Genomic DNA, 13,772 nt, shown 5'->3' with positions numbered 1-13,772 from the left:
GTAAAACCACTTCACCAGAGTCTAGTCCACAGTAAAGTACGATTTCTAACCTTGTTCCAAAGGGAAAAATCTTCACTGAACCTGTCACAAAGGCTTTGGGGCTTTGATTCGGCATTGATGAGAACAATGAGATGATCCTTGGCGCGTGATAAAGCAACGTAAAGGATCCTTCGTTCTTCTTCCCAATCGATTGTGTTATGATCTTCACTCCAACCTTGGCTTAAGTCCACAACCACCGCTTCGAATTCCAACCCTTTGGCACTGTGGATGGTCATCACTTGGTTTTTGGGAACACCAACTTGGATCCATTCGTTTTTTCTGAAATTACTCCGAGTGAGAAGGGTAGGTTCTAAACCTAACGATTGGATTTTTTTCCAAACCGATTCTATTTCCATTTCGTTATTTTTGATTCGTATGACCCGGAAAGACCCTTTGTTTTTCCGATAAGACTTTGTTTGTTTTACAATTTGATTTTTGTTTTGTTTGATCGGGAGTAAACTTTTTTTGATGAGTGTAGGAGTCGAACGATAATTCGTGGATAAAAAATAGGAGATGGTTGTAGGAAAATGTTTTGGAAAATTTAAAAACGGTTCGGGTGTGGCTCCGCGAAACCCGTAGATCGCTTGCCAATCGTCTCCTACTACAGTGATGGAATCAAATTCCATTCGTTTGATGATCTCCAATTGCTCTCCATCTGTGTCTTGGAATTCATCGATGATCAGTGACTTCCAATTTTCTTTGGCGGTAACCGAATTTTCTGATTTTAAAAACTCCAAAAAAAAAGTAACAAGGTCGTCATACTCAAAGTAGTGATGTTTTTCTTTCCAATTACAAAAGCTGTTTTTGTACTCAAAATAAATTTGTTCTGAGATGGAACGAAGGAGTTGTCCATTGTGTTTGGTTAAAATAGGAAATGGAATTCCACCAATCTCAAATCGATAGGGATACAAAATGGTTTTGGTAATATCCCATTTTTTTGTTTCACCTAAAAGTTTGTAACGGAACCAGTTTTTCGAATTGTCATATCGTTTGAGAGAATCATAACAAAATGAGTGAAAGGTGGAGATATGATACTCTTTGGAAAGTCCATTTTTATGGCACCTTTCTTTAAATTCATTGGTTGCTTTTTTCGTAAAAGTAACAACCAAAGTACGATTTGGTGGAATAGTTTTTCTTTTTTCTCGTTCCTCTAAAAGTCCAACCATCGTTGCAGTTTTTCCAGATCCTGCCCCTGCGATTACTTGGATGATAGGATCTTTGCTAAAAATGATTTTTGATTGTTCTTCACTCCACATAACAAAGTAGGTGGTGAAGGTTTCATTTGGTTCTAAAAAACAAATGGTTAAAATTTGGATTTCAGTATTCGATTTGAAATTAAATTATAATTTGAAAACCGCAGAGTCTTCATCTTCCTCTTCTTTTAAGTCATAATACCCATAAATGAAATTGGAACTGGCTCTTACTTCCAAACCATAAAAATGTTCGGAGATACGCCCAGATTTTGTGACTTCCAATTTGTATTCTTCTGCGAGAAATTTCATTTTATCCATGGAAATCTTTTCATTAATTTTAGGACCAAAACCAGATTCCGTTTTTGACCAATCGACAATAAAAAGTCTACCTCCCGCCTTCATCGAACGAATGAGCCCGTCCATCGCAAGGCCTGGGTTGGGAAAGGTTGAGAGTGATAAAGAAGCAAAAATGATTTCTGGTACGGGAACCCACTCTGGTAGCAGTGGGTGATCGGATTGGTCCATATAAAAAGGAGTGAGTTGTTCAATTCCCTCCATGAGTTTTCGGCGTAAGATCTTATCGATGATGTCTTGTTGGCATTCGGCAGCCCATACCCAAACATGGGGGAACCACTTTCGAAAGTCTTGGAAGTAAAATCCGAGTCCACTCCCGAAATCTACTAAATTTGTCAGCCCCTTCCAATTAAAAAAAGCATACACATCTTCGGGAGGGCATACTTCTCTCCTGTGGCTAGAAAGCAGGTATTCTTGGTAGGTTTGAGAACGGTAGTATTCCGTTTCGGACATAATGACAATTCTTCCAGAAAAGAGAGGAAAGTACAAACGAAAAATTCAATTCGGACTAGAGTTCCACCGAAAATCTAAGTATGAAGTTCTCGATTCACCTCTGGACGGTTGTACTGCTATTCTCTCAATTCCCGGTTTGGGCAGACTCCGGATTTGAGGAAAGTCGGTATCCTACAATTGCAAAAGCGATTCATGCGAGCGTTCTGCCTGATAAAAAATCCATTCGCATTGATTGGGACCCTCCCAAACAAGAAGGTGAAATCATCGTTGCCAGATCCAATGTGATGATTGATAGCCCAGACAAATTGTACATTGCGGATTCCCTTGGACGTTACAAGGCTTCTGGTCCAAATGCCACACGTGTTTATTTTGATTATAATTTAAAACCAGGTACCTATTATTATGCGATTGTGATGGTAACAGATGTTCGTAGGCGCGAAGTGAAAATGTTTGCGAACCAAAACTACACAATCATTCCTGTTACCATCGCAGAAGAAAATGGAACACCAGTTGTAGGACAAAATCCAGACTTCCCTGCATTCCCAGAAGACACGAGTATCCAATCGATGGTGGGTGGGGTTTCTGGAATCACAGCCAATATCGAAAAACGTTTTATCCGATTGAATTGGACACCTCCCACGGGAGCCACTGCTGGTCGGACCATTTACACTGTGTACCGTTCCAATTCTCCCATGACCAGTTTGCCTCTCATGCAAAAGGCAGAAAAATTAACGGAACTCACACATCCTACAATCACTTTTTTAGACCAAGATCTCAGTAAATCCCAAACCTTGTATTATGGTGTTTCTGTAAAACAATTAGGTGGCGAAGAGACACTTCCCCTAGAAGACAAAAAATCGACATTACGTGTTTTTTATATCAAACAGTCCGAAAAAGCAAATGCGGAAGTCATCGTCGAAGAAACTCCAAAAAAACAAAACCCAGAAGTTGCATCCAACGAACCCACAACAAGTTTGTCAGGTGCCTTACATGTCCGAGGTCTTGGTTACGAAAGAGTAGGAAAGGGTGCCGTCATTAGTTGGCTCAGCCCAGAAGATGCGGATGAAACTACTATTTATTCTTTATATGCATCGATCAAACCGTTAAACCAAGGGGCTTCTTCATTTAACCAAGGTACGGTGGTAAAGGTTGCAACTGTTGTACATCCTAAAACTAACTTTTTTATCAAAGAATTAAAAGAAATTGATGAACTTTACTTTGGTGTGACTGCCAAATCTAGCTCAGTTCCTGAGGACTATAATCTGAAGGAAAATGTTTCCTATTTTAAATATGATTTTACAAAGGATAATCTTCCCAAAGAAGAAACAAATATTGTCGCAGAATCAAAACCACAAAAAGAACCAGAAAAACCAGAAATTTATAAAAATGAACATGTGGTGACGCCAACAGAAATTGCACCTCCAAAAGAAAACAATGAACCAGTGAATGATTTTAAAGAAGAACATTCTGCTACTGTGACTTATGATTTGGGGCAAACGGAACTGAATCGTATCATCAAAGAAACAGTGATCCAAAAAAAATTTGAAACGGCAGTCTATCGGTTGGAAGAATATTTGAAGTATGAATCTAATTCATACTTAAGAGGAAAGGCTATGTTTTTCTTAGGTGTTAGTGCCTTAAAAACCGGTGACACAAAAAAAGCCTTAAAATGTTTTTTAAAAAAGGAAACCAAATCCTATTCTCCATCAAGAGTTGAATTTTGGACGAATCAAACCCTAAATCAAGTGGGTAGAGGTACTATATGAGTCGAGTGATCGTTTCCTTAGCAGGTTTGTTATTCATTGTAGCAGGCCTCTCCACTGCTTATTACCAAACCAATATTTCTGCAAAAGAAGACCAATCGCAATTGGTATTGGAAAGAATAGCAGAAGGTGAAGAGTATTTAAAACAAACAAACCCACATAGCAAAGAGAAAGCAATTGCCATCTTTTCTGAATTGGCTGGGAAACGTGGTTTGGAGAAATACGAGTTTCAAATTAAATACAACCAAGCAAGAGCCCTTGAAAAAAACTCCGATTTTTATCCAGCACTTGATATTTACAAAGACCTTAAAAAAAATTCCAATTGGAAACCTGAAGAAAAAGATAAACTCAGTTATTCTCTTGGAAACTTGTTATTAAAAATTGGAAACGAAGCAGAAGGTAAGGCACATATAGAAACTGTTTTACAATCAAGCTCAGATAACAAACTCAGATCTAAGTCATTTATGGCTTTAGGTGATCATTATTATAAAATTGGTCAGTATGAATCTGCACGCAAAAATTATGTATTGGCCTTACAAGAAGATCCTAACCATACCGAATCTAGAATCGGTTGGGGAAGATCATTACGAAAATTAGGAAAGGACTGGGCATCCTTTGATGTATTTGATGAGTACATTGAAACCCAAGACGGACTCGCTGGTGCTGATGAAAAAGTTGTGGGAGAATACAAGGATTCCGTATTCAAGGAAGCAAAAGAAAGTTACACTAAAAAACAATACTTTCGGTCAATTGAACTATTTCAAAAATCTTTATCGGTGAATCCTTCTCCTAAAAAAGAAGAAGAAGCATTGTATTACATTGCTTTAGCGTATGATGCATTAGGAAAACAAACCGAATCACTTACTTACATAAATAAAGTGTTGAATAATAGTGATTATTCACTCGACCAGGCATCCCTATATAAAAAGGGCACCATTTATTTCAGACAAGGTAAATTTGAAAAAGCAGCAGGTATATTCCAGACAATTGTAGATAAATACCCTAAAAACCAGATTACCGACAAGGCGATTGCATGGAAAAAAGAATCTCTCGATCAGTTTACTGACCACAATGATTTAGAAGATTCTGATGTATCGTCGGATTCTAATTCTAATAAACCGAATTCGTTTTCACAAAAACCAGATTCGGGGAATGACTTAGAATTTTAGTTGGTTTCCATTAGAAACTCATTCGTGTGGGTATTGTGTAGAGCTTCTTCTAACCCAAAAGTTTTATAAACTTCTGGTACAATATCAGCTAACGAGTGTATATTTTCTGCGAAGCGGTCAGCATCCTTTCCATACAGGATGGTGGCCGCCGGGTTTTCCGTATGATTTTTTTGGCTAAGATCTTCCATATTCCCATGATCACTGGAAACGATCAGCAAATCCTTTTTTGGATCCATAGTTGTTAATAACCCTTTAAAAAATAACTCTAAGTTATGAATTACTTTCTCTGCTTTCTCCCAGTCCATGGCATGACCTACTTTATCTGTTAAAAAGTATTCATACAATGTGAGTTGGTAATGAGAAAATCTCTGAAAACATTTGGTGCCAAGGAGATACGGATCTCTTTTTTCAAGTAATGGATCTCCAGATTTTAACATATCAATCCCGAGAGTTCCCATGATTTCATGAGTTAGGTCCATATACAGTCCTCGTTCTCCGCGAAGGTCTTCAAAGTTTTTGAGAGGTCTACCGCTGGCTAATTGAACGAGAGTGGATGCAGAAACAAGTTTTGGTTTTTCCTCCACATGTTTTAGGTAAGGTGGGGAAAAACAGTTTAAAAAATCACTTAAGATCCCATTTTCATTTAGCACCTTGATCATGGAATACTTGGCAATGATCTTGCGTAAGGTAATGGTGGGAAAACCGCTGACATGGCGTCCAAGGACTTTGGGACCAGGGATTCCCGTCCATAGTGCGGTTTGTCCAGTGGCCGATTGGGGGAGTCCCGGTACTCCCATATGAGCATCCGTTTTTAGGTAATGGATGTTTGAGGCAGCAATGGGTAAGTCCAAATCTTCTTTGGAAATCCCACCCAGGGGTGCTAAAAATCCTTTGGCATACCGGCTAAAGGGATTGGTGTTTGGGTCATAATTTGTGATCCCAACCCCATCCAAAAATACATAAAAAATCATTCCTTTCCTTAGACCGATTGGTTTTTGCCTTATGGCAACCCGATAATAAGAATGATGAAACGAAATTTCGGAAACCTGTCTATTCTTTTTGGTCTCATTTCCGTTTCATTACTTGTCACCTTTGTTTTGTTTAGTTATTTCCAATGGATTCGGCCGGAAAAACAAAAAGCCAATTTGATCACTGCATTAGAACGGTACGATGAAAACAGAACAAATGAGTATTTGAATACAATTGAATTTTTTTTACGAAATTCTGCCTTACCATTCCGAGCCGACCAAGTTTCCATTCAAATCCAAAAGACTCTGCAATTGGAATCTGTGAAATTATATGATGATTCGCTTCGGCTCATCCATAGTACAAAGGAAAATGCAGAAGTGTTTCACGAAGAATTGAGACAAGACCCTTCTGGACTTCTTGCAGGCAAAGTGAAAGTATTGGCAAATGGAGATTTCGTATACCGAGACCTCTCAGGAAAGTTTTTTGTTATCTTTCCCAAATACAATCAAACGATAAGTTCAATACAAAATCCTAATTTAGAATATGGTTATTTGTATTGGGTATTCCAACCGAGTGTTCAAAAAATCATTTATACAAATGATGATTCCATTTTGTCAGGAGACCGCGAGGGTAGTGAGTTACTTAGTTTTCTACAAGGCAAAGAAGGAAGTGAACTTACATGGCAATTGGACGGAGAGTTTTCAAAATTACAATTGGAAACAAAAGACCGATTTTCGATTTACCTTTTAAAACAAACGGATTCAGAAGTTGAAGAAATTCGATTTGGTTGTTTTTTACTTTTTCTTTTTACATTCACTGGACTTTTTTACATTCGATTTGTTTGGATGATCCTCCATCATGATGGTTTCCATTTCAAACGAAGGATCGTATTTCCAATCATTGTATATATTCTTTTACTTTTCTTTTACCAAAAATCATGGGAACTCTTTCCCGATTACCGTTATTACCAACCTTGGACAAAACATAGATTAAACCAAATCGAAGAAAATTTAAATGGTTTAGAAAAAAATCTGAAGTCCACTTACCAAAAAAATGCAAATGGATTTGCACTTGATGAAACATTGGTAACGGAAATCTACGAATGGAAAAGTGGTTTGTCCAATCAAACCATCCAAAATCGATTTGGAACAGAGATATTCAATATCTTAGAAAAAATGAAAGAGAGTCCAAAATCGATTTTGATTGAATCTGAATTGGATTTGGTCTATCTTATCCCAATCCAGAATTCAAATTTAGAGTTTGATACTATTTTACTCACAGTGATCAATCCAAATTTATTATATGCTAAGAAAGAAAAAGATAAGGATGAGTTCTATTTTCCATATGTTGCGACAAAACTTTCGGACAATAAAAGTAAAGAACAAGTTTTGTTTAATCCAAGACATTGGAATGAATCTCATCTGACAAAATTACGCCATACGGATGCGAATAAAGAATCAGTTGGCTTTTTGCACCACAAGTTTCATTCGTATTCATTGGAAAAAGAAAAAGGGATTCCCGGTAAACTTGCTGGCTTAACGGTGTATCGTTATTCCTCATTTCCTCCTTATCTTTTGAGTTTTGGATTATGTTTTATTTTGCCTTGGGTCTTTTTTGTGTTTTGGGTCCAACTTAAGCGGAAATGGACGACTACAAGTATGTTAGGGGAATCCCCTTTGGTTCCTTGGGAGAAACACGAACCAGAAGTTGTGATAAAAAATTTAGAAATGCCAAAAGAAGGAATTGAAACAAAAACAGAACCCATTATAAAGAATCAAATTCCTGTGAAAAAAACGAGTTTTAAAATATTACCTCCTGCTACTTGGAAACGTGTTGCCATTTTGGATGCAGTCCAAAAGAAACGGGAAACCATTTTTAATCCTGAGTTGGAAAAATTAGTTTCCACTGTTACGAAAAGGGAAGTGGAGAAATCAACTAACAAACCTTTTGTGGCGGAAAATGTTTTTACTTCAGTCCCAGAAGAAAAACGATTTGAATACAGTTTGCTCGATAAAATATACAGAGAAAATGAAATATCCTATGATGGAATTGTTGGATACACAAAAAATTTTATATCAAGATTGGGTTCTCCTCGTTTTTCCTACTTGTTCTTAAATGATTCATTGGGTTCTTTTCATAACCAAATTTCTACTGGTCTTGACTATAATACCCGTTCCAATTTGATTTTTTTGCATCACGATCCCTATTTACAATTTGATGAACATGGGTTTGCCTCGTTGGAAGTGGATGAATCTGTTCGATTGGATCGATTCATAGCGAAAAAATTTTCTTGGGAAATCTTATTGCAAACAGAAACAATCATTGCCTTTCATATGGAAACACTTGGTTTCCCAGGAATTTTCCTCGTTCTTTTGAATAAAGAAGAGAGGGGTAAGTTTTTAGAATCCCACAAACGGATGATCCAGGAAAAATTGAAACAAGTGATTCCCGCATTGCATGTGTTGGTTGACAAAGAAGAACGAAAACCTGAGTTTTTAAAAGATAGTTTGTCTTGGATGATTCGTTCCTTTATGCAAGCTACATTTGGTGGAAAACGATCTGCTTCTGTTTTGCGAATCCATTGGCCGGAATACCACCCCTCACCTGAATGGGAACGAAGTAAAAAACACTTTTTGGATTCCATTCAAACCTATTTAGAAAGTAAAGACCGTCTCATAGAAACCTCACCCAATTCTTTGATGGTGGTTTCGGCAAAAGATTTGTATTTAACCGTTGTCCAAAAACTACAAGAATTACCTTTTTCTCACGAACTTAAATCCATGAAGTTTCCAGAAGATGGACAAAATTATTATTTGTATTTCTAAATTCTGTTTCCTTTTTATGTTTATCGCTTTACCATTGTTTGGTGGTGGAAGTAAAAAAAAAGAAGAAACGATTGCCTTAAAAAAACAAATTTACGGTTTGCACAAGGTTGACGATGAAACTACTTCCATTCCTTATTTAGAAAGGTATTTAGAACTAAGTCAAAATGAATTGTATTTTAAATTATTGTATGCAAAGGCTCTTTTGTATCGAAATGATATGTCGGTTCCAAAACCAGAAGAGCCTGCCGAAGATCGAATCAACAAAGCCAAAATCATTCAAAAAAATTATAATTTAGCATCAAAGATTTTTCAAGAAAATGTATTACATTTGGAAAAGGTGAGGCCAAGAGATCCCAATTTAGGTCGTTGGTATTACCTTTGGGCATTCAGCGAATGGTTCTCTGATAATAAAGAAAAATCAATAAAACTTTTTTTGAAGGCAGTGAAACTTGATTATCGATTAACAGAATCGTATTATAATGTTGCATCTTTATATGAATCACTTGGTCAATGGAAGGACGCAAGTTTGTATTGGCGAAAGTATGAAAAGGCCGAAAAGGAATTGGAAGAAGAAGATTAATGGCAAAGATTGACAAACGTTTTCAAATTTTACTTTCTGAAGAAGAACAAATTTTATTAAAAAATGAAGCGACAAGAAGAGGGATTTCGCAAGGTGAACTCATTCGTTTGGCATTAAAGAATGAAATCATTCAGAAGTCGGAACTGCTTCGAAGGAAAGCGATTCAAAATTTATCGGAGATCCTTTCTTGAAACTTTATTTAGATGCTTCCTTTTTAGAAGCCCTCATTCGGTCTGAAACAAAAGAAAACATACAACAAATTCTACTAGGGGAAATGGATTCTCATACGCGTTTTTTTACATCTGCTTATTCCATACACCTACTATTTGTATCCTTAGGATCCACAACAGTGGAACAAAAAAGAATGATCCTTCGTAACATTGAAGATCTTACTGATGGAATCTTTTCAATTTCTATGGATGAAATTCGTTCGGAATTATTACTTGAGCAAGGGCTTGGCTTAGAGCAAGTAATTGCCCTTAGCCAAGGAATGGATGTGTTTTATGAGTATTCAAATCAAAAAAAGACAACTCATCCTTTACTTAAGGTGAGAAACTTCTTTGGGGAAACTAAATGAAATTGGTGCTGAAAGAGCACTCCTTTGGTCTTTCGAATCCCATTCATTCAAATAACGGTTGTATGCCGAAATTCTAAAATAATAGGTAAGTCCAGGTTGGAACAAATGCCCACGTTTTTCCTTTCTGGAAATATCAACTTGGTCACTTAAGTGTCTAAATTCTTCTGATTCAAGTTGTCCTTCTGGAATATAAATATTGGTAATCAATGTTTCTTCATCGATACAAAAACGTTTGTTACGAAAACCAGAATTTTCTTCCTGTCCATCAATTTTAGTCAATTCATTCTGTTTGTCTTTTTTCACAAAAACAGAACCAATCATTCGATTGGGAAGTAGTCCAAAATGGATGATGTATCCGCCACCATTTTGTACCTCTTTTTCATGATTCGAATTCCATAAAAAACAAACTGCATTGTTTTTTTGTTTAGATGGATTAGGATCCAAACGAAAGAGAGTTGGGACATCTGGAGGAGACTGTTCCATATAATCGAAGCTAAGCGATTGAACGCTCGGAACCGTTTTTCCCATGGGATCTGGCCGAAACCATACTTTCCATTGGTAAAATTTGAATTTTTGTTTTGGCAAATCGGAAACAAGTGAACGAATCCTCGTCCATTCAAGGGAACTTGATTCATTAAATTTTTGATTGGAACCTCGAAAGTACAATTCAAGAATTGTATCTTTTGGTTTGTCTATATTCCAAGTGATTTGTTGTAAACTGGAGTTACTATATTTGGTTTCTAAAACAGGAGAAATAGCATAATTTCCTTCCATATTAGCAATTTTTGAATCATCATCATAGCGAACTGATTCAAATTTTGTGTAAATAATTTCTGGTTCACCTTTGTGGATATGAAACCCATCTAAATTCCCGTAAAATGATTTTCCTAAAATTAAAGGAGTAGGGTCATTTTCTGGAAATCCAAAGCCAATGGTATCACTTGTTTTATTTTCATATTCTGCAGTTTCGATCCCGTTTTGGTATAACACATAACGGTGATTTAACGTATCAAAATAGATGGAAATAACTTCCCAAGTTTGGCGTTTTAGTTTTTGCGAAGATTCTAAAACAAAACTAATGGTTCTCGATTCTGTTTTTTGTAATAGGTTATTTACATATAATGTTGGTCGGCCTTCGTTTAACTCAAGTGAGATGCCATATTTTTTCCCTTTTACATACACTGTGCGGTCAAGGATCACTGATCCTGTTCCTTGTTCTCCCATCCGAAGTGGAATTGAGATGCTAAATGGATCGGGGTGGGTTCCAAACAGAGGGTTACCGGAAACAGAAAGATGGATTTGGTTTCGTCTACCTGAAAAATAAGCAGATTTCCTTCCAAAAAAATGGGTATTTTTGTCTTCGAGGTAAGACGATGCGGTGACTGAAATGGATTTAGATGGAAACAAATGCCCTGATTCGGTGAGGGAAGGTTCGTTAGGTTCCCCTTCAAAATCAAAAAACAATTCTCCGCGTTGGGGGATGTTCTCTTTGGGTTTTAAGCTATTTTTTTTGCCAGGTTCTTTGTGTTCAACAACACCTATTTTTTTCCATAGGTTTAGGTTGACGGTCTCCTTTTTGGGGACTTCCCAAGAGAATAGGGAACTTCCACCAAAAAGGAAAGTAAGGGATATTAAGACTGCTCTTCGATAAGACCCAATCGTTTTTGGTGCCTTCCACCTTCGAACTCTGTTTCGATCCATTTTTTCACAATTCTCAGAGCTAAATCTGTTCCGAGAACTCTTCCCCCTAAAACCAATACATTGGCATTGTTATGGCGTTTGGACATTTCCGCCGTAAACTCATCATGGCAAAGGGCCGCTCGAATGCCTTTCAGTCGGTTTGCAGCAATGGATGCTCCAATGCCCGTTCCACAAAGGGCGATGAGTCTTGGGACTTCATTTGAAAGTACCTTTCGGCAGGCCTCTCCAATGATGGTTGGATAGTCAACGGACTCTTCGCTCTTAGTACCGTAATCGACCATTTCATAGGTTTCCTCGAGACTTTTCCTGAGGAATTCTTTGAGAGCAAATCCTCCATGATCAGAGGCGATTCCAATTTTTTCTTTCATTCGGATGTTTCCTTTCTTTGTTTTAGGGCTTCGGTGTAAGATGTATAACTTTCAATGGATAAGGAGAGTAAAAACTTATCTCTTTCTCGTAACAAACTTCCATAATAACCTGTGAATAAATCCAAATACCGATCCCGTTTGGATTTTGGATTTTTTTCCGAAAGGTATTCTATGGTGAGATTAAAAATTTCACGTTTGATTTCTTTATGTGATTCCAACCATTGTTTGGCTAAAGATAGTTCACTTGGAGTTAACGGATAAGGTCGATTTTCAGAAAGTAGGATCCTCCATTCCGATTGGAAAAAAAGATCTTCCAATTGAAATCCTGATTGGAGGGAAGGGGTTAAGATTTCCCCAATTCGCATTTCAGATTCTGTTTGTTTTATGTTTTCTAATATACAATCCAAAGAACTCAAACGTAATTCTGCAGACTCTTTTGCATAAACCGCCATCTTTGCCCGGTCCAAATTTTGGATGTTGGGGCTAATGGCTTTTGTGATCGTTTCACTGCTGAGTGGTTTGTAACAGTCCCTTGAAACTTCAAATCCAAAGTTCCCTTCCGGTATCCAAACAGAATGGGAATACACCTCACAAACGATCGTGAGGGTAAATAATAGGATCGTAAACTTAACCATTGGTCCTTTCAAATTCTTTGATAAAAGAAATTAGGGCATCTACACCTTCTTCAGGCATCGCATTGTAGATACTGGCTCGAAATCCTCCTACATCACGGTAACCTTTTAGTCCAGCAAACCCTTGTTCTTCGGCGAGTTTTAGGAATTTAGGATCCAAACTATCGTTATGACTTCGGAAAACTACATTCATCGCTGACCGGAAGGCTTCTGGTACGGGAGCATAAAAAAGAGAAGAAGAGTCGATCGCTTCATATAACTTCTTTGCTTTCCTTTCATTCGTTTCTTCCATAACTGCAAGTCCACCCTTTCGTTTTAGATACTTAAAAACAAGACCTGCAATGTAGATCGAGTAAGTTGGAGGAGTGTTGTACAATGATCCATTTTTTTCCATTAAGGAAAAATTCATTAGATTGGGAATGGGGTGGGAAAGTTGGGGCAGATTGTCTTTGTCATAAATGACAAGAGTAAGTCCGGAAGGACCTATGTTTTTTTGTGCTCCTGCAAAGAGAACGGAAAAGTCTTCTATATTGAGTTTACGGCTGAGTAGTTCACTCGTCATGTCTGCGATGAGAGGAGCTTTTTTTAATTTAGGAAATGTTTTGTAACGAGTTCCATAAATCGTATTATTGGAAGTGATGTAAACATATTTGGCACCATCATTCACAGATGCATCGGTGATGGTAGGAAGTTCCATGTATTTGGAATCAGCACCATTAAAGATGGACTTAACATTCGGATAGAATTTTTTCGCCTCTTCAAAGGCTTTTTTTGCCCAAACACCAGTTAATGCAAAATCTGCTGATTCCCCGGAAGATAAATAATTGAAAGGAATGGCAGAAAATTGTAAAGTTGCGCCACCAGGAAAGTAAACGACCGCATAACGAGATGGAATATTCAAAAGTTCACGTAAATCGGCAATCGACTCGTCGAGGATGGTTTGGAAATGTTTCTCTCGGTGGCTCATTTCCATGACGGACATGCCAGTGCCTTTGAAATTTAGGAATTCGGACTTGGCTTCCTCCATGACTTCTGTGGGGAGCATGGCGGGACCCGCATTGAAATTGTAGATTCTATGAGTAAATGTAGGCATTCTCCCACAGAATTTTGAATTCCACCCCCCTGGTAAATAGATTTTTATTCTAAAAC

13 protein-coding genes are annotated in these 13,772 nt (G+C 37.4%); 6 read left to right on the top strand and 7 right to left on the bottom strand.

Annotated elements, in window-relative coordinates:
* Positions 1-11 precede the first annotated feature (11 nt).
* Both LEP1GSC202_RS15510 and LEP1GSC202_RS15505 read right to left on the bottom strand, forming a co-directional pair.
* Entirely contained in the window at positions 12-1,295 is a 1,284-nt protein-coding gene (locus tag LEP1GSC202_RS15510) for a UvrD-helicase domain-containing protein (RefSeq protein ID WP_015678735.1), read from the bottom strand.
* A gap of 84 nt (positions 1,296-1,379) precedes the next feature.
* On the bottom strand, positions 1,380-2,039 hold the full coding sequence (locus LEP1GSC202_RS15505) for a class I SAM-dependent methyltransferase (protein WP_015678691.1): 660 nt from the start codon (positions 2,037-2,039) through the stop codon (positions 1,380-1,382).
* 80 nt (positions 2,040-2,119) lie between these two features.
* On the opposite strand from LEP1GSC202_RS15505, the gene LEP1GSC202_RS15500 reads away from it, so the two are divergent.
* Together LEP1GSC202_RS15500 and LEP1GSC202_RS15495 are read left to right on the top strand one after the other, a co-directional pair.
* Complete coding sequence (locus LEP1GSC202_RS15500; protein ID WP_015678599.1) at positions 2,120-3,805, top strand: tetratricopeptide repeat protein; 1,686 nt, start codon at positions 2,120-2,122, stop codon at positions 3,803-3,805.
* Positions 3,802-4,971 carry a tetratricopeptide repeat protein gene (locus LEP1GSC202_RS15495; RefSeq protein WP_015678733.1) on the top strand — a complete coding sequence of 390 codons (1,170 nt, stop codon included), beginning with the start codon at positions 3,802-3,804 and terminating at the stop codon, positions 4,969-4,971. The genes LEP1GSC202_RS15500 and LEP1GSC202_RS15495 overlap by 4 nt, the downstream gene beginning before the upstream one ends.
* Here LEP1GSC202_RS15495 and LEP1GSC202_RS15490 read toward each other — a convergent pair.
* A complete protein-coding gene (locus tag LEP1GSC202_RS15490) occupies positions 4,968-5,942 on the bottom strand; it encodes an alkaline phosphatase family protein (protein ID WP_015678661.1) in 975 nt (324 codons plus the stop codon). The two genes, LEP1GSC202_RS15495 and LEP1GSC202_RS15490, sit on opposite strands and share 4 nt — an antisense overlap.
* 51 nt (positions 5,943-5,993) lie before the next feature.
* Here LEP1GSC202_RS15490 and LEP1GSC202_RS15485 point away from each other — a divergent pair, with 51 nt between their 5' ends.
* Genes LEP1GSC202_RS15485 through LEP1GSC202_RS15470 form a run of 4 tightly spaced genes read left to right on the top strand, consistent with a single transcriptional unit; the run spans position 5,994 to position 9,922 of the window.
* Positions 5,994-8,765, top strand: coding sequence for a hypothetical protein (locus LEP1GSC202_RS15485; protein WP_015678631.1), 2,772 nt, complete (start codon positions 5,994-5,996; stop codon positions 8,763-8,765).
* On the top strand, positions 8,737-9,345 hold the full coding sequence (locus LEP1GSC202_RS15480; RefSeq protein WP_039929184.1) for a tetratricopeptide repeat protein: 609 nt from the start codon (positions 8,737-8,739) through the stop codon (positions 9,343-9,345). The genes LEP1GSC202_RS15485 and LEP1GSC202_RS15480 overlap by 29 nt, the downstream gene beginning before the upstream one ends.
* The gene (locus LEP1GSC202_RS15475; protein WP_015678660.1) at positions 9,345-9,536 is read left to right on the top strand and encodes a CopG family transcriptional regulator; all 192 of its coding nucleotides are present in this window, start codon (positions 9,345-9,347) and stop codon (positions 9,534-9,536) included. The genes LEP1GSC202_RS15480 and LEP1GSC202_RS15475 overlap by 1 nt, the downstream gene beginning before the upstream one ends.
* Entirely contained in the window at positions 9,533-9,922 is a 390-nt protein-coding gene (locus LEP1GSC202_RS15470) for a hypothetical protein (protein WP_015678655.1), read from the top strand. Before LEP1GSC202_RS15475 ends, LEP1GSC202_RS15470 begins: the two co-directional genes overlap by 4 nt.
* Here LEP1GSC202_RS15470 and LEP1GSC202_RS15465 read toward each other — a convergent pair.
* Genes LEP1GSC202_RS15465 through serC form a run of 4 tightly spaced genes read right to left on the bottom strand, consistent with a single transcriptional unit; the run spans position 9,884 to position 13,716 of the window.
* Positions 9,884-11,623 (bottom strand): concanavalin A-like lectin/glucanase, encoded by a 1,740-nt coding sequence (locus LEP1GSC202_RS15465; RefSeq protein ID WP_244147745.1) that lies wholly within the window; start codon positions 11,621-11,623, stop codon positions 9,884-9,886. The two genes, LEP1GSC202_RS15470 and LEP1GSC202_RS15465, sit on opposite strands and share 39 nt — an antisense overlap.
* Positions 11,554-11,991 (bottom strand): ribose 5-phosphate isomerase B, encoded by a 438-nt coding sequence (gene rpiB / locus LEP1GSC202_RS15460; protein ID WP_015678717.1) that lies wholly within the window; start codon positions 11,989-11,991, stop codon positions 11,554-11,556. Before rpiB ends, LEP1GSC202_RS15465 begins: the two co-directional genes overlap by 70 nt.
* A complete protein-coding gene (locus LEP1GSC202_RS15455) occupies positions 11,988-12,626 on the bottom strand; it encodes a hypothetical protein (RefSeq protein ID WP_015678639.1) in 639 nt (212 codons plus the stop codon). The genes rpiB and LEP1GSC202_RS15455 overlap by 4 nt, the downstream gene beginning before the upstream one ends.
* On the bottom strand, positions 12,619-13,716 hold the full coding sequence (gene serC / locus LEP1GSC202_RS15450) for a 3-phosphoserine/phosphohydroxythreonine transaminase (RefSeq protein WP_083930037.1): 1,098 nt from the start codon (positions 13,714-13,716) through the stop codon (positions 12,619-12,621). The genes LEP1GSC202_RS15455 and serC overlap by 8 nt, the downstream gene beginning before the upstream one ends.
* Positions 13,717-13,772: the final 56 nt, after the last annotated feature.

The sequence above is a fragment of the Leptospira yanagawae serovar Saopaulo str. Sao Paulo = ATCC 700523 genome, assembly GCF_000332475.2.
Lineage (GTDB): Bacteria > Spirochaetota > Leptospiria > Leptospirales > Leptospiraceae > Leptospira_A > Leptospira_A yanagawae.
This window is presented reverse-complemented; position numbering and strand designations above follow the sequence as displayed.

What these genes read in the sequence shown, in the direction of transcription:
- LEP1GSC202_RS15510 (WP_015678735.1), bottom strand. Translation starts at nt 1,295, where the DNA reads ATGTGGAGTGAAGAACAATCAAAAATCATTTTTAGCAAAGATCCTATC.
- LEP1GSC202_RS15505 (WP_015678691.1), bottom strand. Translation starts at nt 2,039, where the DNA reads ATGTCCGAAACGGAATACTACCGTTCTCAAACCTACCAAGAATACCTG.
- LEP1GSC202_RS15500 (WP_015678599.1), top strand. Translation starts at nt 2,120, where the DNA reads ATGAAGTTCTCGATTCACCTCTGGACGGTTGTACTGCTATTCTCTCAA.
- LEP1GSC202_RS15495 (WP_015678733.1), top strand. Translation starts at nt 3,802, where the DNA reads ATGAGTCGAGTGATCGTTTCCTTAGCAGGTTTGTTATTCATTGTAGCA.
- LEP1GSC202_RS15490 (WP_015678661.1), bottom strand. Translation starts at nt 5,942, where the DNA reads ATGATTTTTTATGTATTTTTGGATGGGGTTGGGATCACAAATTATGAC.
- LEP1GSC202_RS15485 (WP_015678631.1), top strand. Translation starts at nt 5,994, where the DNA reads ATGATGAAACGAAATTTCGGAAACCTGTCTATTCTTTTTGGTCTCATT.
- LEP1GSC202_RS15480 (WP_039929184.1), top strand. Translation starts at nt 8,737, where the DNA reads ATGGACAAAATTATTATTTGTATTTCTAAATTCTGTTTCCTTTTTATG.
- LEP1GSC202_RS15475 (WP_015678660.1), top strand. Translation starts at nt 9,345, where the DNA reads ATGGCAAAGATTGACAAACGTTTTCAAATTTTACTTTCTGAAGAAGAA.
- LEP1GSC202_RS15465 (WP_244147745.1), bottom strand. Translation starts at nt 11,623, where the DNA reads ATGGATCGAAACAGAGTTCGAAGGTGGAAGGCACCAAAAACGATTGGG.
- rpiB (WP_015678717.1), bottom strand. Translation starts at nt 11,991, where the DNA reads ATGAAAGAAAAAATTGGAATCGCCTCTGATCATGGAGGATTTGCTCTC.
- LEP1GSC202_RS15455 (WP_015678639.1), bottom strand. Translation starts at nt 12,626, where the DNA reads ATGGTTAAGTTTACGATCCTATTATTTACCCTCACGATCGTTTGTGAG.
- serC (WP_083930037.1), bottom strand. Translation starts at nt 13,716, where the DNA reads ATGCCTACATTTACTCATAGAATCTACAATTTCAATGCGGGTCCCGCC.